This window comes from Streptomyces sp. DSM 42067 (assembly GCF_055792885.1).
The window spans coordinates 8051505-8070737 of sequence record NZ_CM147706.1 but is presented as its reverse complement, the minus strand read 5'-3'; the positions used below and the strand labels follow the sequence as shown (position 1 = coordinate 8070737).

The window sequence follows — 19233 nt, the reverse complement described above, 5'->3', positions numbered from 1 at the left end:
GCGCCGTCCTCGTTCAGCGCGACGACGGTCGCCTTAACTCGGGTACCGGGAGGTGTGCGAGGGGCGTTAGGGGCGCTCAGGGGATGGTGAACTTCACCACGGCGCCGTCCTCGTTCAGCGCGACGACGGTCGCCTTCAGATCGTCGCCGAACCTGGCCTCACTGCCCTGGCCGCCGAGGTTCATGATGGCGCTCGGCGTCGTGAAGGTGACGGAGCCGTCCCCCGCGGTGACATGCACGCTCACCCCGTTCGCCGTGATGTCCACGGCAGAGGTCACCAGGATCTCGCACTCGCCGTCCGAGCACGCGTCGGTGTTCCTGCCGTCCGCCGCCTTGGGCAGCGGGCCGGTGGGGTCGGGCGAGGGGGAGGCCCTCTCCTCGTCGGGATTCCAGCCCGAGGCGCACTGCTCGGCCCGCTTGTACGCGGCCGCGAGCTGCGGATCCCTCTTCGTCAGCGCGAGCAGATCCGGCTGGGGCGGGGTGAGGGACTGGACGCGCTTGTCGACGTCCGCGACGATGCCCTCGGCGTCGTCGACGGCATCGATCGGTGACACCTCGTCGAGGTGGTCCGCGACGCTCTTCACCTTCTTCAGCAGGGCGTTGCGCAGCCGGTCGGCCGCGGGAACGCCCGACGGGTCGAGGTCCGTCAGGGCGCTCTCCACGTCGTCCACGGCCAGCGGTGTCCGGGAGAGGTAGCTGACGGCGAAGAACTGGGCGTCCGAACCGACCTCGTCCGGGTTCCGGATCTGCTTCAGATCCGCCGCGCTCTCCGCCCGGAGGTCTTTGAGCGCGCTCGTCTGCACGCACATCTCGCCGACCCACGTGACCAGTTCCCTGGACGGCGGCCGTGTCGGCGTCGGCTTGGCCGACGCCTTGCCCGACGCGCCGGTCTCCTCGTCCGTCCCGCCGCCGCAGCCGCCGACGGCCAGTACCAGCCCGGCGGCCACGGCGGCGACGCTCCCTCTCTTGACCATCACAGGACCTCTCTCCGTGCTGTGATCCCGACGTCTTCGCGGTGCGGATCCCGGCACCGTAGGCCCAGTTCAGCGCGGCACGGATTGTTCAGTCACCCCGTCCGCAGCAGTGAACAAACGACCGTGACTGAGAAGACCGCCCCGCGATGAAAAGCCCGCGGCCGCTGCCGGGGTGGAAGCTCCCTGCGGTCGGACCCGGGCGTTACCGAACTCCAGCCGATGGATGCCATCCCAGCCTGCGGGACACGGCCAGACCGGAGGCGACGACCGCCGGACGCACCACCCGGAGATCGACCGACCCGGCACCCACGACGACGGACAGGGCCGCGACGACCTCGCCGTCGGCGTTGAGGACACGCGTGGCCACCGAGTCGACCCCCGGTGTCGTTTCCTGCCGGACCACCGCCACGCCGGTCTCGCGGCACTCGGCCAGCATCGTCCGCAGCCGCGTCGGATCGGTGACCGTCCGGTCGGTGTACGTCGGCAGACCCTGCGCGATGACCTGCTCCACCAGCTCGGGGCCGGCGTGGGCAAGGAGCACCTTGCCCACGCCGGAGCAGTGCAGCGGCAGCCTCTCGCCGATCTTGGACATGACATCCACCGCGTTGCCCGCCGACAGCCTCTCGACGAGAACCGCCTCAGTGCCCTCCAGTACTGCGAGCTGTACGTGCTGGCGCAGAGCGCTGTGCAGGTCGTCCATGAACGGGAGCGCCGCGGTACGCAGCGGGACGCTCAGCGGCGCCAGTGTGCCCAGCTGCCACAGCCGGATGCCCACGGTGAACCCGCCGTCCGGTGCCCGCTCCAGTGCCCCGGCTTCGACGAGTTCCAGTGCCAGTCGGCGCACCGTGGCATGGGGCAGCCCGGTCTCCCGGGTCAGGTCGGCGAGGGTGAGCCGGGAACGGCCGGGCCGGAACGCGAAGAGAACCTCGAACAGCCGTGAACTCACACTGCGACCGGGCTGACCGGAACGGGGCATCAGACCTCAGCTCCTCGTGGCGACTGTCGAAACGGGGGTGTCCATTGAATGAACATAGACGTTCTCGGCTGTGAAGGACGTCGGTGAGGATCGAGGTCTTGCCACAACGTTCCCTTCAAGGCAGAGGAGTGGATCCATGCCCGCCCTTGTGCACGGCCCGCGGATCGCCATCATCGGGGGTGGCATCGGTGGTCTGGCCGCCGGCGCCTTCCTGCGCCGCGCGGGGCTGACCGCCACGGTCTACGAGCAGGCTCCCGCACTCGCCGAGGTCGGCGCCGGGCTGGTCGTGGCTCCCAACGCCGCACGGCTGCTGCGGCGGCTCGATGTCATGGAGCAGTTTCTCCGCCGGGCCGTGCCCCTGGACTGGGGTTGGGAGTTCCGTCGCTGGGCAGACGGGACCGTGCTCTCGGTGGAGGAGCTGAGAGGTGTGTGCGAGCGGCTCTACGGCGAGCGCACCTACGTCGTTCACCGAGCCGATCTGTTCGACACCCTCAGGACGGCCGTGCCCGGCGAGTGGATTCGTCTGGGCGCGCGCTGCACATCGGTGGACGCCGGCCCGGACGGCGCGCTGCTGCGCTTCGCCGACGGCAGCCAGGTCGAGGCCGACGTCGTCATCGGCGCGGACGGCGTGCACTCCGTCGTCCGCGGCGCGGTGGCCGAACCCACACCGCCGGAGTACTCCGGCATCTGTGCCTTCCGCACCATCGTGCCCGCCCACGCCGCGCCCGACTTCGCCCTCCGCCGCGCCCAGACCCTCTGGCTCGGCCCCGGACGGCACTTCGTGCACTACCCGATCCGCGACGGGAGCGCCGTCAACGTCGTGGCCTTCGCCCCCGCCGGAGACTTCACCGACGAGTCCTGGAGCGCGACGGCCACGATCGAGGAGTTCCACGCCGAGTTCGCCGACTGGGACCCGCGGGTGACGGACCTGATCACCGCCGGCGGCGTCCCCGGGCGCTGGGCGCTGCTGGACCGGGCGCCTCTGCGGCATTGGAGCCGGGGCAGGATCACTCTGCTCGGTGACGCCGCGCACCCCATGTTCCCCTTCTTCGCCCAGGGTGCGGCCCAGTCCATCGAGGACGCCGTGGTGCTGGCTCGCTGCCTGGCCGCGTCACTGGACGACCCCGAGCAGGCGCTGAAGCAGTACGAGGCGGCACGCATCGAACGCACCACGCGCCTTCAGCAGATCAGTCATGCCCGCCGGGACATCAACCATCTTCCCGACGGACCCGAGCAACAGGCCCGTGACGCGGCCCTCGCCGGATCCGACCCCCTGGTGGGCAACGGTTGGATCTACGGCTACGACGCCGCGGGAGCACTCACCTCGTGAGCAGAGGAGCACTCAGCAGTCGATGGTGACCCCGGGACCGGCGATCCGGGACACGCAGGCGCACATCTGACGGCCTTCGGCCGTTTGCCGAGGAGGCAGAAACACGTCACGGTGGTCGACGGTCCCGTCGGCCTCCACGATCCGGACGCGGCACAGTCCGCATTCGCCGCGCAGACAGTCGTACATGATCTCGACACCTGCCGCCTGCAGGGCGTCCAGCATGCTGGTGCCGACCGGGACTTCGACCGTCACACCGTGGCGCGGCGCGGTGACCCGGTACGGACGGGAGGCATGGTTGCCGCTCGTCCCGAACGTCTCGAACCGGAGGTCCGCGGGCGGCCGTTCCTCCTGCTGCCAGGCCTGGCGGACGTCCCCGAGGAGTCCCATCGGCCCGCAGACGTAGAGCACGCCGTCCTGCGGAACGCATGCGACCACGTCGGCGGGGCTCAGGCGTCCTCCGCGTGCGGATTCGGCACCCCAGCCGTCCCGCTGTCGGCGCACCGCGATGCGCAGCAGGCCGTCGTCATGGCCGAGATCGACGAGGGAGTACGACCGGGTGTCGCTGCCGCCCACGAGGCGCCTGTGTCAACGGTTCCGGCAAAGCCGCGAGGCACCTCCGTGGTCAGGCGTTCCGTGTCTGCCAGGCGCGCACGTAAGCGCGGCCGTAGTCGTTGCCGTGGGGAGTGCGCAGCACGGTGTGGATGTGGAACGGCTGCGGTGTGTCGTAGTCGAGGAAGACGCCGCAGTGGTGGTCGAGTTCGGCGATGAGCACCGGCGACTGGAGGCGGTAGTAGAAGACGTCACCGGCCTCGCGCCCGCCGATCCAGCTGAACCAGGTCTCGTCGAGGTGGTCGCCGATCTCGCGCATCCGGGCAGCGCGGGGACCGTCGGGCAGCAGGGACACGAACGGCTCGGCGATCTCCAGGAGGATCTCCCGGGCCCGCTCGGGCATGTCCGCGGCCCGGACGCCCTCGAACGGGATCACCCGGTTGTCCTGGAAGTCGCCGGCGAGATGCCGTTCGTCGCCGGGGTGGATGCGGCTGGGCGGCATCTCGGGATCGACCATCCGCCGGTACACGGTCGCGGTGTCGCGGAGGTCCGCCGGCAACGCGGCCATCAGGTCCGTGCCGAGCCGGATCCGGTCGGTGAACGCCGATGTGCCCGCATGGGGCCCTCGTCGATCTCGTCGGAGTACGGGCTGCCCGAGCTCACCAAGGAGATCAAGGCCGACATCCTCGGCCGCAACTTCCTGCGGATGCACGGCATCGACGAGAAGGACCTCCGTGAGCGCATCCGCGGCGACGAGTTCGACACCACCGAACTCCAGAAGCCCTGGGGCGGGCGGGTCGCCCCGGTCGACGACGCGCTGGCCGGTGCCCGGTGACGGTCACGGAAACCCAGGTCCGCGCGACGCTCAACGAGATCCTCGATCCGTGCAGCATCACTGCGGGAGTCCCCGCCGGGCTCGACGACATGGGACTCGTCAGTGACATTCACGTACAGGACGATGGCGCCGGCGGTCAGCGCATCACGGTCACCGTCGGCGTGACCGAGCCCAGCTGCGTACTCATCGGCTCTTTCGCGAACGAGGCGCACGTCCGGCTCACGGCTCTGACCGGTGTGTCCGCGGTGGACGTGCGATTGGCGGACGACTTCGACTGGACCCCGGACAGGCTCGCACCGCACTACCGGCAACGGCTCGCCGAACACCGTGAAGAGAAGCGTCGTACCCTCCCCCTCCTCGCCGTGACCGGGACGGGACGAACCGGTGACGAGTGAGACCTCACAGCAGCCGGACGCCTTGGAGCTCACGGCTGTACTGGCGAACAACGCCGAGGTCATGGGGCGTTTCATGGAGGGGCTCAGCCGGGCGCCGCGTCCTCCCGAGAGGGTCGACCCGGCTCCCGTCCGGGTGGTGCGCGACATCGTGTTCAGCACGCCGTCCGGCGCCGATGGCCGTACGGAACTGCGGATGGACCTGTACCTGCCGCGGTCCGCACCGGCCCCTGCCCCCGGTGATCGTCTGGCTGCCCGGCGGAGGCTGGCGCAACCAACGACGCGGCGTCGGACCGCGGTTGATCCGGCTGTTCGCCGAACGCGGCTACGCCATGGCGGACATCGAGTACCGGTCCTCCGAGGTCTCCGTCTGGCCGGCCCAACTGCATGACGTCCTCGCCGCGTTGCGCCATCTGCACGACATCGCGGACACCCACGGCCTGGACCCGACGTCGATCGGGCTGTGGGGCAGCTCCGCCGGCGCGCACCTGGCGCTGCTCGCGGCCTTCGCGTCCGACACCGGCGCCACGGCCGTCGAGGCCAGTCCGGCCCGGCACCGAGGGAGCACGCAAGACCACGGGAGTGGACACGCGGGTTCTGCCGCGTTCGATCGTGTACGACGCGACGCTGACGCTGTCGTTGCCGGTACCCATGAGTGTGGCCTCGGGACTGAACGCCGTCGCCCACTGCGTGGACTCCATGTGGGCGCCGCGCAGCGATCCGGTGGACCAGGCGCTGGCGGGAGAGGGCATCCGCGCGCTGGGGGCCGGACTGCCGGCCGTGGTGGCCGACCCGGCCGGGCTCGAGGGCCGCGAACAGGTCCTGTACGGCGCTTACCTGTCGGCGGTGGCGTTCTCCTCGGCGGGCTCGGGGCTGCATCACAAGATCTGTCATGTGCTGGGGGGAGCGTACGACCTGAAGCACGCCCAGACGCATGCGGTCGTCCTGCCGTACGTGCTGGCGTTCAACGCACCCGCCGCTCCGGAGGCCGAGCGCCGGATCGCGGAGGCGTTCGGCGCCGCGTCTGCGGTTGAAGGTTTGCAGCGGCTTCGGTTTGCCGTGGACGCACCGAAGGCGCTGCGCGACCACGGGTTCGACGAGGCCGACATCGACGATGCCGTGCACGCGATCCTGAAGGCGGTCCCGGCGAACAACCCGCGCCCTGTGACCGCCCACGGTCTGCGGCGGCTGCTGCGAGCCGCATGGCAGGGTACGGACCTGTTGACGATGGCCGACGAGGAGAGCTGAGAAAACGAGTGCTTCCCACCCGCGAGGCGCTCCGGGACACTTCGTCGTCACTGCGCCGGGTGTGGTGCACTGGGGAGAGAACGGCAACGACACCGAGCCTGTGCGGATACTCGCGCGACGCGACCTCGGGGTAACCGTCCGTATCCCACTTCGGCTCCGGGCCCTGTCACCCGCTCCTTCCCAGGAGCCGCAACAGAGGACAGGCGATGAAGCCGCCTCCATTCACGTACTGCGATCCCGAATCCGTCGATGAGGCCGTCGGACTCAAGAGCGAGTACGGCATCGACTCCCTCGTCCTCGCGGGAGGACAAAGCCTTCTCCCCCTGCTCAACATGCGGCTTGTCAGGCCGGAGGCACTGATCGACATCAACAAGATCGGTGACCTGCAGAAGATCGAGGGCCGGTCCGACATCCTGGAGGTCGGCGCCGGGGTTCGCCAGTACGAGCTGGAGGACCACCCGCTGGTCGGCGAACTGGTCCCGCTGCTACCTGAGGCCACCGGCTACATCGGCCACATCGAGACCCGCCACCGCGGCACGGTCTGCGGCAGCCTGGCCCACGCCGACCCCGCCGCCGAACTGCCGTGCACGGCGGTGACGCTCGACGCGACGGTGGTCGCGCGAGGGCCGTCGGGCACCCGCGCCATCGAGGCCCAGCACTTCTTCCAGGGCCGGATGGCCACTGCCCTGGAGCCCGAGGAGGTCCTCGTCGCCGTCCGGTACCCGGTGACGCCACAGGCCGCAGGCCACGGCTTCGTGGAGGTGGCCCGGCGTGTGGGTGACCTCGCGCTCGCCGGCGCCGCCGCGGTGGTGAACCTCGACGAGAACGGCCACTTCACCTCCGTCTCGGTCGGCGTCTTGGGCATCTCCGACACGCCGGTCCGCGCCCGGGCGGTGGAGAACGCGCTCATCGGTGAGGCCCCGACCGAGGAGAACATCACCAGGGCGGCCAACGAGATCGTGCCCTCGGTGAGCGCGGGGGACGACATCCACGCCACGCGCGCCTACCGCCGGCACCTCGCCACCGTCGTGGTGCGGCGCGCGATCACCGCAGCCGTGGCCAGCGCCCACGAGAGGAGCGACGGGAAGTGACGACCTCCACCGCCGCCAAGTACGGCACCGCCCGCCGGGCCGTGACGGTGCGCGTCAACGGGCGGCACGTGACCCGAGAGGTGTCGACGCGCACCACGCTCGCCGACTTCCTGCGTGACGGACTCGACCTGGTCAGCGTGCATCTGGGATGCGAGCACGGCGAGTGCGGATGCTGCACCGTCCTCTTCGACGGCCTCTCCGTGCGTTCCTGCCTGATGCTGGCCGTCCAGGCGGACGGGCACGCGGTCGAGACCGTCGAGAGCCTCTCCGCCAACCCGGCGGAGCTGCACCCCGTCCAGGAGGCCTTCGCCGAGGAACAGGGGCTGCAGTGCGGCTTCTGCACGCCCGCGATGCTGCTGCGCACCAAGGAGATCATCGATGCCGGTCGTGAGATGACCGATGCCGAGGTGCGCCATGAGATCTCCGGGATCCTGTGCCGCTGCACCGGCTACCAGAACATCGTCAACGCGGTCCAGTCCGCCGGCGCCAAACTGCGCGGCCCCACCGCGGGAGGTCGTGACTGATGACCTACACGTACATCGGCAAGGACCGCAAGCGGGTCGAGGACCCTCGGCTGCTGGTCGGCCGCGGCGGGTACATCGCCGACCTCAGACTGCCGGGCATGCTGCACGCCGCGATCCTGCGCAGCCCCGTACCGCACGCGTGGATCAGGTCCATCGACGCCACCGAGGCACTGAAGCTGCCGGGAGTCGTCGCCGTGTTCACCGGCGAGGACTGCAAGGAGAAGATCAACCCCTGCATGAGCTTCGGCCCGGCCGCCATCACGCAATACCCGATGGCCGTGGACAAGGTCCGCTACGCCGGCGAGGCCGTCGCGGCCGTCGTCGCGGAGAGCAGGTACCTCGCCGAGGACGGCGTGGACCTGCTGGAGGTCGACTACGAGGAGCTCCCGCCGGTCACCGATCCCATGGCGGCCATGGAGCCCGATTGCGTACTGCTGCACGAGGAGCACGGCAGCAACATCGGCTATGAGCGGACCTTCGAGTTCGGCGATGTGCACGCCGCGTTCGCCGGGGCCGACCTGATCGTCGAGGACACCCTGCGGTGGGGCCGCTCGGCCGGAATGCCGATGGAGACCACGGGCGCGGTGGCCCAGCCCGGCTTCAACGGCGTACTGGAGATCTACTGCAACTCGCTCAACTTCAGCTACTTCGTCTTCCTGATCGCGGCCACCCTGAGGATTCCGTCGAACAAGCTGACCCTGAAGCCGGTTCCGGCGGGCGGCAGTTTCGGCAGCAAGCTCGCGGCGCACAAGGTGCCCGCCCTCGCCGGCTTCCTGGCCCTACAGGTGGGTCGCCCGGTGTCGTACATCGAAGACCGGATCGACCACCTGATGAACTCCGACCACCACGGCTGCGACCGCACCTACGAAGCCCGCATGGGGTTTCGCGCCGACGGCACGATCGTCGGTCTCGACATCGACGTCGTCGACGACTACGGCGCCTACATGCAGTTCGGCGTCGGCCATCACGGCAACGCCTTCTCCCAGGTCGTCGGCCCGTACCGGTTCCGGGACGTGAAGTACCGCCTGCGGGCCGTGGTCACCAACAAGTGCCAGCAGGGCGCCTACCGCGGCTTCGGCTCCGAGGTGCACAACTGGGTGCTGGAACGGCTGGTGGACCAGGGGGCGACCCGGCTCGGGCTCGCCCCGGAGGAGATCCGCCGACGCAACTTCATCCAGCCCGACCAGTTCCCGTACAAGATCCCCGGCGGCAACCTCTACGACAGCGGTGACTACCCCGCCGTGCTGGACAAGGCCCTGTCGATGATCGACCTGGAGAGCTGGCGCGCCGAACAGAAACGGCTGCGGGAGGAGGAGGGCCGCCACATCGGCATCGGCCTGGCCACGACCCAGGAGCGCAGCGTCTTCAGCGCCACCGAGTTCTGGTTCCTGATGGAGAAGCCGACTTTCCCCCTGACCTCCAGCCCTGAGAGCGCGACGGTGACGATTGACCCGACCGGGCAGTTCCAGCTCCTGCTGCACTGTCAGGCGATGTGGGGCAACAGCCCGGAGACGGTGGGCGCCACCGTGCTCGCCGAGGAGTTCGGGATCCCGCCGGAGAGCGTCAATGTCCGGTACGCAGACTCCGCCCACGCGCTTCCCGGCACCGGCCCGGGCGGCAGCCGCTACACCGCCATGGTGGCAGGTGCGATCCGGGGCGCGTCGCGCAAGCTCCAGAAGAAGCTCCTTCACATCGCCGCGCACAGCCTCGAAACGGCCCCGGAGGACCTCGAACTCGTCGACGCGCGCGTGCAGGTCAGGGGGGCTCCGGAGACGGGACTGACCATCGCCGAACTGGCGGGCACCGCCTACTTCTTCGCGCTCAGCCTGCCCGAGGGCATGACGAGCGGACTGGAGGAGTCCTACACCTACGACCACCCCTACACGACGCTTCCGGCACCGGACGGCTCCGACCTCGGCGTCTTCTATCCGATCATGGGCCATGCCTGCCACATCGCGGTCCTGGAGGTCGACCCCGACACCGGGATGCCCTCCTTCCTCGACTACGTGGCCGTGCACGACGCCGGGACGATCGTGAACCCCCGTAGCCTGGGCGGCCACGTCACCGGCGGAGCCACCCAGGGCATCGGGACCACGCTCTACGAGGAGCTGGCCTACGACGAGGACGGGCAGTTCCAGTCCCCGACGTTCAGGGACTATCTGATCCCCACCGCCAGCGAGGCCCCGGTGTTCCGCATCGGACACGTCCAGACGCCCTCGCCGTTCACCGAGTACGGCATCAAGGGCGGCGGTGAGGGCGGCCGCATGGTGGCTCCGGCGGCCGTGTCGGCGGCCATCGACGACGCTCTCCGGGAGTACGGGATGCGGGTTCGCCGACTGCCGGTCAAGCCCGCGACGATCGTGGCGACGGTGGAGGCGGGGCGCGCTGCGGGAGGGTAGCTCTGCTGCCAGCCCCCGCCGCGATCTGCGCCCACCCCGGACACGGCACAGCGCCGCCGATCCCTCGCCACATCAGGCGAATGCCGCCGCGCGGCAACCCGGCCGGCCTGCCGGAAGCGGAGGGATCGGCCGGCCCACCGCAGACACAGGGATCAATGGGCCAGGGGAAGGTCCTGCTCGGTCCAGATGCATTTGCCCTCGGCGAGATGGCGAGTGCCCCAACGGTTGGAGAGAGCGGCTACCAGGTGCAGGCCCCGGCCGCCTTCGTCGGTGTACGCGGCGCGCCGGATGCGCGGGCTGGTGAGGCTGCCGTCATAGACCTCACAGATCAGCGACCGGCTGCGCAGCAGGCGCAGGCGTATGGGGCCGCTCGCATGCCGGATCACGTTGCCGATCAACTCGCTCACCAGCAGCTCGGTGGTCATGGCGAGCTCGTCCAGATCCCAGACGGCCAGCTGGCTGCGGACGTATTCCCTGGCCTGGCCGGCTGCCCGCGGGTCGTCCGGAAGGCTGCACGCGGCAACGCTGTCCACAGGTGTGCCCCGAGTGTGGGCCACGAGGAGGACCGCGTCGTCGTTTGTCTGCTCGCGGTCGGGCAGCAGAGCCGAGACGATGGCGTCGCACAGGTCATGGAGACGCCGGGTGTCATCGCGCTGGGTGCCGGTCTGGAAGTACGAGGTCCGGTCCACGGCCCAGGTCAGCGTCTGCCTGAGCTGAGCCAGTCCCTGGTCGATGTCCCGGGTGGCGGATTCGATGAGGCCGTCCGTGCAGAACACGAGAAGGCTCTCCTCCGGCAGGCGCAGCTCGTGGGTCTCGAAGGGAGGTTCGGCGGCGCCCAGCGGCGGGTCGACGGCCAGCTCTGGGCGGTGGACCGTCCCATCGGGATGGACGATGGCGGGCGGGAGATGACCGGCCGAGGAGAGCGAGCAGGTACGGGTGACGGGGTCGAACACGGCGTACGAGCAGGTGGCGTACTTGTCGGGGCCGAGGTCGGAGACGAGTTCGTTGAGGTGGATGAGCAGCTCATCCGGGCTGAGTTCGAGGTCGGCAAGGGTGCGGACGGCCGTGCGCAGCCGTCCCATGATGGCGGCCTCGGCGATGCCGTGCCCCATGACGTCGCCGATCACGATGGCGACCCGATCGCCGGACAGCGGGATCAGGTCGTACCAGTCACCGCCGACCTCTTCGCCCTTCCCCGCGGGCATGTAGCGGGCGGCGGCGGAGACGGCCGGCAGGGAGGGCAGTGTCCTGGGGAGCAGGCCGCGCTGGAGTTCCTGGGCGCGGGTGTGCTCCGCGTCGTACAGCCGGGCCCGCTCCAGCGCCTGTGCGATCAGCCCGCTCAGGGCTATCAGCAGAGTGCGTTCCTCCTCACTGAACGAGCGCGGCCGCGAGAAGGAGACGATGCAGCAACCGATCGCGTGCCCGGAGGCGATGAGAGGAAGGAATGCCCATGCGTTCTTGGCCGAGGCGGCCACAAAGCTCTCAAACCGCGGATAGAGCCGGAGGTAATCGGCGGTGGATTCGAGGAACAGGGGGGTGCGAGTGCGGAGCGTGTCGGTGACCGCCATGTGGGTCGTGCGCGGGACGCCGTCGATCTGACGCAGGAACTCCTCTGTGTATCCGACGGATCCGACCACACGCAGCCAGCCGCCTTCAAGCGCGTGGACCAGCAGACCGTCGGCGCCGAAGGGCGGCAGGACATGCTGCGCGACGGCCTTGGCCACATCGCTCGATGTGACGGCTTCGGCCAGCGCCGCGGTCAGCTCGGTCATCCGGGCGGTCCGCTCGGCCGCGATCCGGTCGCCGGCCGATCGCTCGGCTCCCCTTGGCCGCTCGTCGGTGACGTCGGCGAAGTAGATCATCAGCCCGCCGCCCGGCATGGGGACCAGCCTGACATGGTGGATGCGCTGATCGGCAGGCCGGTGGAGATCGAAGCCGATGGGCTTCCTCTCGGCGGACGCGCGTCGGCACTGGGCTTCCAGACCGGGGGCGCGCCCTGCGGGAATGTCCCAGAGAGTGCTGCCCAGCAGCGTCCGGCCGGAGCCCAGGAGACGCTCGGCCTCCTTGTTGACGAAGGTGATCCGCCAGTCATCGGCGACCGTCAGGAAGCCGTCGCCCATATCGCGGAGGGCTGCGACGACTGGACCGCTCGCGACGTGTGTGTGCGTCGGGCCCCACAGCGTACCGACCATGCGTGCGGAGGTGCCGTCCTCATCCGGCACGATGTGGCCGAGCGCCCGCACCCATCCGACTGTGCCGTCCCCGTGGTGCACTCGGTATTCGGTGTCGTACGCCGTCCCCCTGTCGAACGCCTCGCGGATGTCGGCCGTGAATGCCGGCAGATCCTCGATGTCCGAGAGGTGACAGCCGAGGTCCGCGCTCTCGTCGAACGCTTGAGGCGTCTCACCGGACATGTCGATGAGCGGTCGGGTGAGCGTCACGGAACCGGAGGCGGCGTCGTATTCCCAATGCCTGATCGCAAACACGCGAGGCACCTGCCCGCCGGGCGCATCGCACGAAGGTGGCCACATGGGCGGTGAGACGACATCCGTCGGCGTGCTGGGACGTTGTTCCAGGCGTCCGGCCGCCCACGCCACCACCGAGCCGAAAAAGGACCGCTGGGCGGGATCGGGCTCGTCGGGCCCTGCCGTGAGCACGGAAACCACGCCGATTCGCCCGCCGGTGCCGAGCAGAGGTGCCGCGGCAGTGCCGGAGGCCCCGATCCGCATGCTGTCCTCGGCCACCCAGAGGAAGGCACCTGTGCGCATGGCGCGTGCCGGGGCGACGTCCTCGTCCTCGTGGAGATCCGCCCATGCCTCGGCGATCTCCGGCGCGAGTCCGCTGACCGCCACCAGCCGCAACAGGCCAGAACCGGGATCACGCCAGTGCACGAAGCCGCCGAGGCCGCCAAGGGCGGCTATCGCCTGCTGAAGTGCCACGTTCAGTGTCTCGGCCATCGACAGCTCGTCGTTGGCTGCGAAGAACCGGGGCCGCGCTTCTTCCAGCCGACCGATGCGGCTCCCGGGCCTCGCGTTCCCAGCCGCCACCTCGTCTCCTGAAAGGTCGCGTTCAAGCCCCGGTCGTGCAATGACCCATGATCGGATACCCGCACGGCACTGCCGTCGTACGCATGGGAGATTCTCTTGTCGGCAGTACTGACACTGTATCCCTGACGTGCCCGGACGCGATCAGAAAGACGAGCGGCGGACGATTCACGGAGCCTGCGTTGGACTGACGACAACGGTGCCGCCGGCTCGCATCAAGCGGCCTTGGCGAAGTCCGGTGCGGTACCGCGCCCCGTAAGGGGCGCGGGGAACTGCGCGACCAGCCACGACGGACCCGCAGGTGTTGCACCGGATTTCCAGCGGAGCGCTTAGCGGTGGCGCAGGTCAGGTTGTGGAGCCGGGACCTGGCGGCAGGTGGACCGTCATGATCAGGTGGCAGGTTTCGGTGCCGGAGCCGCGGTAGGTGTGGGGCGCGTCGCCGTCGAAGGTGGCGGTCTGTCCTGCTTCGACGGTGTGCTCGGTGCCGTCGACGATCAGGGTCATCCGGCCGGAGGTGACACTGACGGTTTCGACGACCCCGGCCTGGTGGGGGTGGCTGGGGTATTCCTCGCCCGGTTCCAGTTTCCAGCGCCAGACCTCGACCGGGGCCGGGCCCGAGGTCGTCAGCATGAGGCGGGCCTCGCTGCCCTGCGTTCCGGTCCACAGCGGCGCGAGGGTGTCGGCGGTCACGACGCGGACGCGACCTTCGGTCGGGCCTTCCATCAGGGCTGACACCGAGATGCCGAGGGTGTCGGCCAGCCGGACCAGGGTGGCGAAATTCGGGTTGCCCTGGGCTTTCTCCAGACCCACCAAGGCGCCCTTGCTGACCTGAGCTCGCCGGCTGAGTTCATCGAGGGACAGGCCCGCGCGGTTGCGGGCCGTCCTGACGTTGTGCGCGAGCGTCCGCAGGGCTGCCTCTGTCTCGGCCATCCGATCACCGTCCTCGCGAGTGGACCACTTGAATGCACCGTCCGGTCGTTTGATTGACAAAGAGCGGTCGGTCCATTGTACGGTTTAGTCGTTCCATTGCAATACTAAGGGATGTGCCGTGATCGCTCTGCTGCTGGCCCTGGGCAGCTCACTCGCTTACGGGTGCGCCGACTTCCTCGGCGGCCTGGGAGCCCGTAAGGCTCATGTGCTGCGTACCGTGATGATCGCGGCCCCGGCCAGTCTCGCGGTCGAACTGCTGCTGTGGCCGGTGCTCGGCGCCTCGTTCAGCGCCGGCGCCCTCGGCTGGGGTGCCGCATCCGGGGTCGCCTCCGCCGCCGCGTTCGCCCTGCTCTACCGCACCCTGGCAATCGGTCCGATGAACGTGCTCTCACCCGTGACCGCGCTGGTGTCCGCAACCCTGCCCGTCGGTGTGGGCCTGCTGCAGGGCGAGCACCTGGCCACCGCCGGACTGGTGGGCCTGCCCCTCGCGCTGGTGGCGGTGGTCCTGGTCAGCGCCGGACACGGCGCCGGGTCGGCGCGCCCCTCACGCACGGCGCTGCTGCTGGCCTTCGGAGCCGGCGCCGCCATCGCCCTCCAGCTGATCTTTCTCCACCAGGCGCCCACCGACAGCGGGGTGGCCCCGCTGATCATCGGTAGGGCGGTCTCCTCGGCCGTCACCCTGGCCGCGGCGGGGTTGCTGCACCGCAGGCTGGGCCCCGAGCGGCCCGCCTATGCGATGTCGGCAGCCGCGGGTGTGCTGGACTCCGTGGCGAACCTGCTGTTCCTGCTCGCCGCCCGCAGCGGTGACCTCGCCGTCGTCGCCGTGATCACCGCCCTCTACCCGGCCGGCACCGTCCTGCTCGCCCGGGGCGTACTCGCCGAACGCATCCACCGCGGCCAACTCGTCGGCCTGGGTACCGCCACCGTCGCCGTCAGCCTCCTCGCCCTGACCTGAGCAAGCCCCGCCACCCACCACCGCCCCGCAAGGAGACCGCATGTTCATCCAGCCCTGGGACGCCGACCTGGACGAAGCCGAATGGCAGACCTGGATCGCCGAAGGCCACGACTTCGGACAGCTCAACGTCAACGGCCTGCCCGGCCACCCGCCCGTCGCCGTTCCCACCCACTTCACCTGCGACGGACCCGACCTTCTGATCCACCTCGCCCGGCCCAACCCGGTCTGGAAGGCGATCGAGAACGACCCGAACGTCCTCTTCACCGTCTTCGGTGACTACGCCTTCATCCCCGGCCCCTGGCGCGCCAAGGCCGGCACCCCGCCCAACGACGGCGTCCCCACCAGCTACTACACGGCCGTCCAGTTCACCTGCCGCGCCCACATCGTCGACGACCCCGAGGCCAAGGCCGACCTGCTGCGCCGCCAGCTCGCCCACTTCCAGCCCGACGGCGACCACGCCCCCGTCGCCGTCGACCAGCCGCCCTACGGCCGAATGCTGCCCGGCATCCGCGGCCTGCGCCTGGAAGTCGCCGAGGTACGGGCCAAGTTCAAGTACGACGACCACAAGCCCGTCGAGTACCGCACCGCCGTAGCCGACCACCTCACCACACGCGGCCAGGGCCTCGACGTCCCCACCGCGCTCCAGCAGCGCCGCCGCCTGGACCGCATCGGCCCCTGGAAGTCCTGACCCTCACCCCCCAGCCCCGACACAGAAACGGAATCCCTCCCGTGGCCGCCTTCCGCCTCGCCCCCGCCATCGCGGACGCCTTCCCCGACACCCTCATCGCCCTGGTCACCGCCTCCGGCCTGCGCGGCCGTGAATCCTGGCCCCACACCGCCGCCGCCGTGGAGGACCTTGAGCAGCAACTCGCCGACGGCACCTGGCACCCCGCCGACGAGACCGACCCGCGCATCGAGGCATGGCACACCGCCTACCGCTCCTTCGGCACCAACCCCCGCCGCATCCGTCCCAGCGTCGACGCCCTCGGCCGCCGCATCGCGAAGAAGGGAGCCCTGCCGCGCATCAACCCTGCTGTCGACTCCTACAACGCCGTCTCCGTCCGTCATGGCCTGCCCGCCGGTGCCTTCGACCTCGACCACGTCACCGGCGACGTGGTCATCCGCCACGCGGACGGCACCGAGTCCTTCACCCCGCTCGGCGAACCCGACACCGTCGAGAACCCCAAGCCCGGCGAGATCATCTACGCGGACACCACCGGCGTCCTGACCCGCCACTGGAACCACCGCGACGCCCACCGCACCCGCGTCACCGAGGACTCCACACACGTCGCCTTCCTCCTCGAAACCCTCCACGCCACCCGTGACGGCGACCTCCTCAAGGTCGCAGCGGACGAACTCCAGGACCTGCTCGCCCCGCACGCCGAACAGACCGCCGTGCACTACCTCAGCCCGGCACAACCCCAGGTCGCTTGACGAGGTGCCGGACGTGACCAGGTGCTCGTTACGGGAGGCCGTCAGAGCACGACCACGGAGCGGAGCACGTCGCCCTTGTGCATCCGGGCGAAGGCGTCCTCGACCCCGTCCAGGGCGATCGTCTCGCTGACGAACGCGTCGAGGTCCAGACGGCCCTGGAGGTACAGGTCGATCAGGATGGGGAAGTCCCGGGAGGGCAGGCAGTCGCCGTACCCGGACGACTTCAGCGCCCCGCCCCGGCCGAAGACGTCCAGCAGCGGCAGTTCGAGCTTCAACTCGGGCGTGGGCACGCCGACGAGTACCACCGTCCCGGCCAGGTCGCGGGCGTAGAAGGCCTGTTTGTAGGTTTCGGGGCGGCCGACGGCCTCAATGAGGACGTCGGCGCCGAAGCCACCGGTCAGCTCGCGGATCGCCTCGACGGGGTCGGTCCCGCGCGAGTTGACCGTGTGCGTGGCGCCCAGGGCTCGGGCGGTCTCCAGCTTGCGGTCGTCGATGTCCACCGCGATGATCCTCGCCGCGCCGGCCAGGTGGGACCCGGCGATGGCCGCGTCGCCGACGCCGCCGCAGCCGATGACGGCGACCGAGTCGCCGCGGCCGACGTTGCCGGTGTTGAGCGCGGCGCCGATGCCTGCCATCACGCCACAGCCCAGCAGGCCCGCGGCGGCCGGTGACGCGGCCGGGTCGACCTTCGTGCACTGCCCGGCCGCGACCAAGGTCTTCTCGGCGAAGGCGCCGATGCCCAGGGCCGGGGACAGCTCGGTGCCGTCGGTGAGGGTCATCTTCTGCCGCGCGTTGTGGGTGTCGAAGCAGTACCAGGGCCGGCCGCGCAGACAGGCCCGGCACTGGCCGCACACGGCACGCCAGTTGAGGATCACGAAGTCCCCTGGTTCGACGTCGGTAACACCTTCGCCGACCGTCTCCACAATGCCTGCCGCCTCGTGGCCGAGCAGGAAGGGGAACTCGTCGTTGATACCGCCCTCACGGTAGTGGAGGTCGGTGTGACACACGCCGCAAGCCTGGATCCGCACCCCCGCCTCCCCCGGCCCCGGGTCGGGGATCACGATCGTCTCGATGCCGACCGGCGCGCCCTTGGCCCGCGCGACGACGCCTCGTACCTGCTGGGACATTGCTGGGTTCCTTCACTTTCCGCAGAGATGTTTGCGACGGAGCCGATGTCGACGGCTGGTCAGGCAGTCGGCTGGACGCGCAGGGGCAGGGACGCCCACGAGCGCAGGGTGTTGTTGGGGTGGCGGTGCGGTGTGCCCGCGAGTTCGATCCGCTCGATGCGGCCGGCCAAGGCGGTCAGCAACGCTTCGGCCTCGAGACGGGCAACATGCTGGCCGACGCACTGGTGCAGGCCCATGCCGAAGCCGACATGGCCGGAAGGGTCACGGGTGAGGTCGAAGCGGTCTGGATCGTGCCAACGGTCCGGGTCGCGGTTGGCCGCCCCGAGGAACATGAGGATCTTCGTGTCCTTGGGGACGACCGTGCCGGCGATGGTGACGTCGGTGGTCGCGGTGCGGAAGAAGGTCTGCACCGGTGACTGCCAGCGGACCGCCTCGTCGAACGCGGCCCGCGCCAACTCCGGTCGGCCCCACAGTCGTTGCCACTCGCCGGGGTGGGTGGCGAAGGCGTACAGGCAGGCCGCCAGGCCGTGCACCGTGGTGTCGACGCCGGCCGTGAGCAGCGAACGCACCACCAACGGCGCCTGTTCGTACGTGAGATCACCGCGATCGGCGGCGGCCCAGATCTGCGCGCCGAAGCCGTCCTCGCTCAGCGCCTCGCGCCGGCACTGGGTGTTCACCCATGCCGACAGCTCGGCCGTGCAGTGCGCGTCGGCCGCGACGAGGTCGTTGCGCGGTCCGAAGGCGTTGAAGGCCATGTTGCCGTACGGCAGGAGGTTCTCCCGGCCTTCCGGGCCGAGGCCCACGGCGTCCGGGAAGGCCCGCAGCGGGAAGGCCTCGGCCAGCGCGGTGAAGGCATCGAACTCGGTTCCCTCGGCGAGGACTTGGTCGACGAGTTCCTCGGCCACGGCTGCCCACGACGCGCGCAGGCGGCGCAGGGCGGGCGGGGCCAGGATCTCGCGCAGGATCCGGCGCGGGGCGTCGTGCAGGGGCGGATCGGCCTCCAGCAGCAGGCTCGGCGGACGCCACGGCTTCTCGTGCCGGAAGTTGGCCAGTCCCACACCCGAACCCGACTCGAAGCGCTGCCAGTCCACCAGAGCCGCGTGCACCTGCTCGTAGCGGGCCAGTGCGTGGACGTCGTAGCGCGAGAGGTATACGACCGGACCGGCCTCGCGCAGGGCCTGGTGCAGCGGTTCGGGGTCCAGGAGGACCTCATGGGCGAACGGGTCGGCGTCACTGACGGGCGGCACGATGGCACGCTCCAGTGCCTCGGTCATCACGGCTCCTCGGGGAAGTGAAGGATCTCAGAGGTCGGCCTCATAGATCGGTTTCAGAGAGCGGTCTCAGAGAGCGGTCTCAGAAAGCGAAGGAATTCCAGAGAGCGGAGGGGACCTCAGAGATCGAGAACGAGACGGTCGCCGCAGGAACG

The 19233-nt window shown here is 69.9% G+C and carries 18 protein-coding genes and 1 pseudogene; 11 read left to right on the top strand and 8 right to left on the bottom strand.

What is annotated here, in order from left to right; all coding sequences use genetic code 11:
- Nucleotides 1-76: 76 nt before the first annotated feature.
- Entirely contained in the window at nucleotides 77-973 is an 897-nt protein-coding gene (locus tag ACSMXV_RS36130; RefSeq protein ID WP_473175310.1) for a hypothetical protein, read from the bottom strand.
- Nucleotides 974-1175: 202 nt separating this feature from the next.
- Entirely contained in the window at nucleotides 1176-1949 is a 774-nt protein-coding gene (locus ACSMXV_RS36125; RefSeq protein ID WP_473175309.1) for an IclR family transcriptional regulator, read from the bottom strand.
- Nucleotides 1950-2085: 136 nt separating this feature from the next.
- Between ACSMXV_RS36125 and ACSMXV_RS36120 the strand changes: the two genes are divergently transcribed.
- Nucleotides 2086-3279: an FAD-dependent monooxygenase gene (locus tag ACSMXV_RS36120; RefSeq protein ID WP_473175308.1), complete on the top strand. Its 1194-nt coding sequence runs from the start codon at nucleotides 2086-2088 to the stop codon at nucleotides 3277-3279.
- 12 nt (nucleotides 3280-3291) lie between these two features.
- Here the strand turns inward: ACSMXV_RS36120 and ACSMXV_RS36115 are convergent, their stop codons facing one another.
- Together ACSMXV_RS36115 and ACSMXV_RS36110 are read right to left on the bottom strand one after the other, a co-directional pair.
- The gene (locus tag ACSMXV_RS36115) at nucleotides 3292-3852 is read right to left on the bottom strand and encodes a 2Fe-2S iron-sulfur cluster-binding protein (RefSeq protein WP_473175307.1); all 561 of its coding nucleotides are present in this window, start codon (nucleotides 3850-3852) and stop codon (nucleotides 3292-3294) included.
- Nucleotides 3853-3901: 49 nt separating this feature from the next.
- The gene (locus ACSMXV_RS36110) at nucleotides 3902-4540 is read right to left on the bottom strand and encodes a DUF3500 domain-containing protein (protein ID WP_473175306.1); all 639 of its coding nucleotides are present in this window, start codon (nucleotides 4538-4540) and stop codon (nucleotides 3902-3904) included.
- Between ACSMXV_RS36110 and ACSMXV_RS36105 the strand changes: the two genes are divergently transcribed.
- From ACSMXV_RS36105 to ACSMXV_RS36075, 7 genes and pseudogenes are all read left to right on the top strand, one after another.
- On the top strand, nucleotides 4445-4663 hold the full coding sequence (locus ACSMXV_RS36105) for a hypothetical protein (RefSeq protein WP_473179247.1): 219 nt from the start codon (nucleotides 4445-4447) through the stop codon (nucleotides 4661-4663). The two genes, ACSMXV_RS36110 and ACSMXV_RS36105, sit on opposite strands and share 96 nt — an antisense overlap.
- Entirely contained in the window at nucleotides 4660-5058 is a 399-nt protein-coding gene (locus ACSMXV_RS36100; protein WP_473175305.1) for a metal-sulfur cluster assembly factor, read from the top strand. The genes ACSMXV_RS36105 and ACSMXV_RS36100 overlap by 4 nt, the downstream gene beginning before the upstream one ends.
- Before the next feature lie 173 nt (nucleotides 5059-5231).
- Nucleotides 5232-5516 (top strand): annotated as a pseudogene (locus ACSMXV_RS36095) (hypothetical protein); the annotation flags it as partial.
- 121 nt (nucleotides 5517-5637) lie between these two features.
- On the top strand, nucleotides 5638-6303 hold the full coding sequence (locus tag ACSMXV_RS36090; protein ID WP_473175304.1) for a dehydroquinate synthase/iron-containing alcohol dehydrogenase family protein: 666 nt from the start codon (nucleotides 5638-5640) through the stop codon (nucleotides 6301-6303).
- A gap of 206 nt (nucleotides 6304-6509) precedes the next feature.
- On the top strand, nucleotides 6510-7394 hold the full coding sequence (locus ACSMXV_RS36085; RefSeq protein WP_473175303.1) for an FAD binding domain-containing protein: 885 nt from the start codon (nucleotides 6510-6512) through the stop codon (nucleotides 7392-7394).
- Nucleotides 7391-7918, top strand: coding sequence for a (2Fe-2S)-binding protein (locus tag ACSMXV_RS36080; RefSeq protein WP_473175302.1), 528 nt, complete (start codon nucleotides 7391-7393; stop codon nucleotides 7916-7918). Before ACSMXV_RS36085 ends, ACSMXV_RS36080 begins: the two co-directional genes overlap by 4 nt.
- On the top strand, nucleotides 7918-10317 hold the full coding sequence (locus ACSMXV_RS36075; protein ID WP_473175301.1) for a xanthine dehydrogenase family protein molybdopterin-binding subunit: 2400 nt from the start codon (nucleotides 7918-7920) through the stop codon (nucleotides 10315-10317). Before ACSMXV_RS36080 ends, ACSMXV_RS36075 begins: the two co-directional genes overlap by 1 nt.
- A 152-nt stretch (nucleotides 10318-10469) precedes the next feature.
- On the opposite strand, the gene ACSMXV_RS36070 is transcribed toward ACSMXV_RS36075, so the two are convergent.
- Both ACSMXV_RS36070 and ACSMXV_RS36065 read right to left on the bottom strand, forming a co-directional pair.
- Nucleotides 10470-13274 (bottom strand): SpoIIE family protein phosphatase, encoded by a 2805-nt coding sequence (locus ACSMXV_RS36070; protein WP_473175300.1) that lies wholly within the window; start codon nucleotides 13272-13274, stop codon nucleotides 10470-10472.
- 432 nt (nucleotides 13275-13706) lie between these two features.
- Entirely contained in the window at nucleotides 13707-14291 is a 585-nt protein-coding gene (locus ACSMXV_RS36065) for a helix-turn-helix domain-containing protein (protein ID WP_473175299.1), read from the bottom strand.
- 118 nt (nucleotides 14292-14409) lie between these two features.
- On the opposite strand from ACSMXV_RS36065, the gene ACSMXV_RS36060 reads away from it, so the two are divergent.
- The 3 genes from ACSMXV_RS36060 to ACSMXV_RS36050 are packed head-to-tail and all read left to right on the top strand — an operon-like array spanning nucleotide 14410 to nucleotide 16680.
- Entirely contained in the window at nucleotides 14410-15246 is an 837-nt protein-coding gene (locus ACSMXV_RS36060; protein WP_473175298.1) for an EamA family transporter, read from the top strand.
- A gap of 40 nt (nucleotides 15247-15286) precedes the next feature.
- A complete protein-coding gene (locus ACSMXV_RS36055; protein ID WP_473175297.1) occupies nucleotides 15287-15934 on the top strand; it encodes an FMN-binding negative transcriptional regulator in 648 nt (215 codons plus the stop codon).
- A gap of 41 nt (nucleotides 15935-15975) precedes the next feature.
- Nucleotides 15976-16680 (top strand): B3/B4 domain-containing protein, encoded by a 705-nt coding sequence (locus tag ACSMXV_RS36050; RefSeq protein ID WP_473175296.1) that lies wholly within the window; start codon nucleotides 15976-15978, stop codon nucleotides 16678-16680.
- A 41-nt stretch (nucleotides 16681-16721) separates the two neighbouring features.
- On the opposite strand, the gene ACSMXV_RS36045 is transcribed toward ACSMXV_RS36050, so the two are convergent.
- Nucleotides 16722-17807 carry an S-(hydroxymethyl)mycothiol dehydrogenase gene (locus ACSMXV_RS36045; protein ID WP_473175295.1) on the bottom strand — a complete coding sequence of 362 codons (1086 nt, stop codon included), beginning with the start codon at nucleotides 17805-17807 and terminating at the stop codon, nucleotides 16722-16724.
- Nucleotides 17808-17866: 59 nt separating this feature from the next.
- A complete protein-coding gene (locus ACSMXV_RS36040) occupies nucleotides 17867-19081 on the bottom strand; it encodes a cytochrome P450 (RefSeq protein ID WP_473175294.1) in 1215 nt (404 codons plus the stop codon).
- Between the last annotated feature and the right edge of the window lie 152 nt (nucleotides 19082-19233).

What these genes read in the sequence shown, in the direction of transcription:
- ACSMXV_RS36130 (WP_473175310.1), bottom strand. Translation starts at nt 973, where the DNA reads ATGGTCAAGAGAGGGAGCGTCGCCGCCGTGGCCGCCGGGCTGGTACTG.
- ACSMXV_RS36125 (WP_473175309.1), bottom strand. Translation starts at nt 1,949, where the DNA reads ATGCCCCGTTCCGGTCAGCCCGGTCGCAGTGTGAGTTCACGGCTGTTC.
- ACSMXV_RS36120 (WP_473175308.1), top strand. Translation starts at nt 2,086, where the DNA reads ATGCCCGCCCTTGTGCACGGCCCGCGGATCGCCATCATCGGGGGTGGC.
- ACSMXV_RS36105 (WP_473179247.1), top strand. Translation starts at nt 4,445, where the DNA reads ATGGGGCCCTCGTCGATCTCGTCGGAGTACGGGCTGCCCGAGCTCACC.
- ACSMXV_RS36085 (WP_473175303.1), top strand. Translation starts at nt 6,510, where the DNA reads ATGAAGCCGCCTCCATTCACGTACTGCGATCCCGAATCCGTCGATGAG.
- ACSMXV_RS36075 (WP_473175301.1), top strand. Translation starts at nt 7,918, where the DNA reads ATGACCTACACGTACATCGGCAAGGACCGCAAGCGGGTCGAGGACCCT.
- ACSMXV_RS36070 (WP_473175300.1), bottom strand. Translation starts at nt 13,274, where the DNA reads ATGGCCGAGACACTGAACGTGGCACTTCAGCAGGCGATAGCCGCCCTT.
- ACSMXV_RS36065 (WP_473175299.1), bottom strand. Translation starts at nt 14,291, where the DNA reads ATGGCCGAGACAGAGGCAGCCCTGCGGACGCTCGCGCACAACGTCAGG.
- ACSMXV_RS36055 (WP_473175297.1), top strand. Translation starts at nt 15,287, where the DNA reads ATGTTCATCCAGCCCTGGGACGCCGACCTGGACGAAGCCGAATGGCAG.
- ACSMXV_RS36045 (WP_473175295.1), bottom strand. Translation starts at nt 17,807, where the DNA reads ATGTCCCAGCAGGTACGAGGCGTCGTCGCGCGGGCCAAGGGCGCGCCG.
- ACSMXV_RS36040 (WP_473175294.1), bottom strand. Translation starts at nt 19,081, where the DNA reads ATGACCGAGGCACTGGAGCGTGCCATCGTGCCGCCCGTCAGTGACGCC.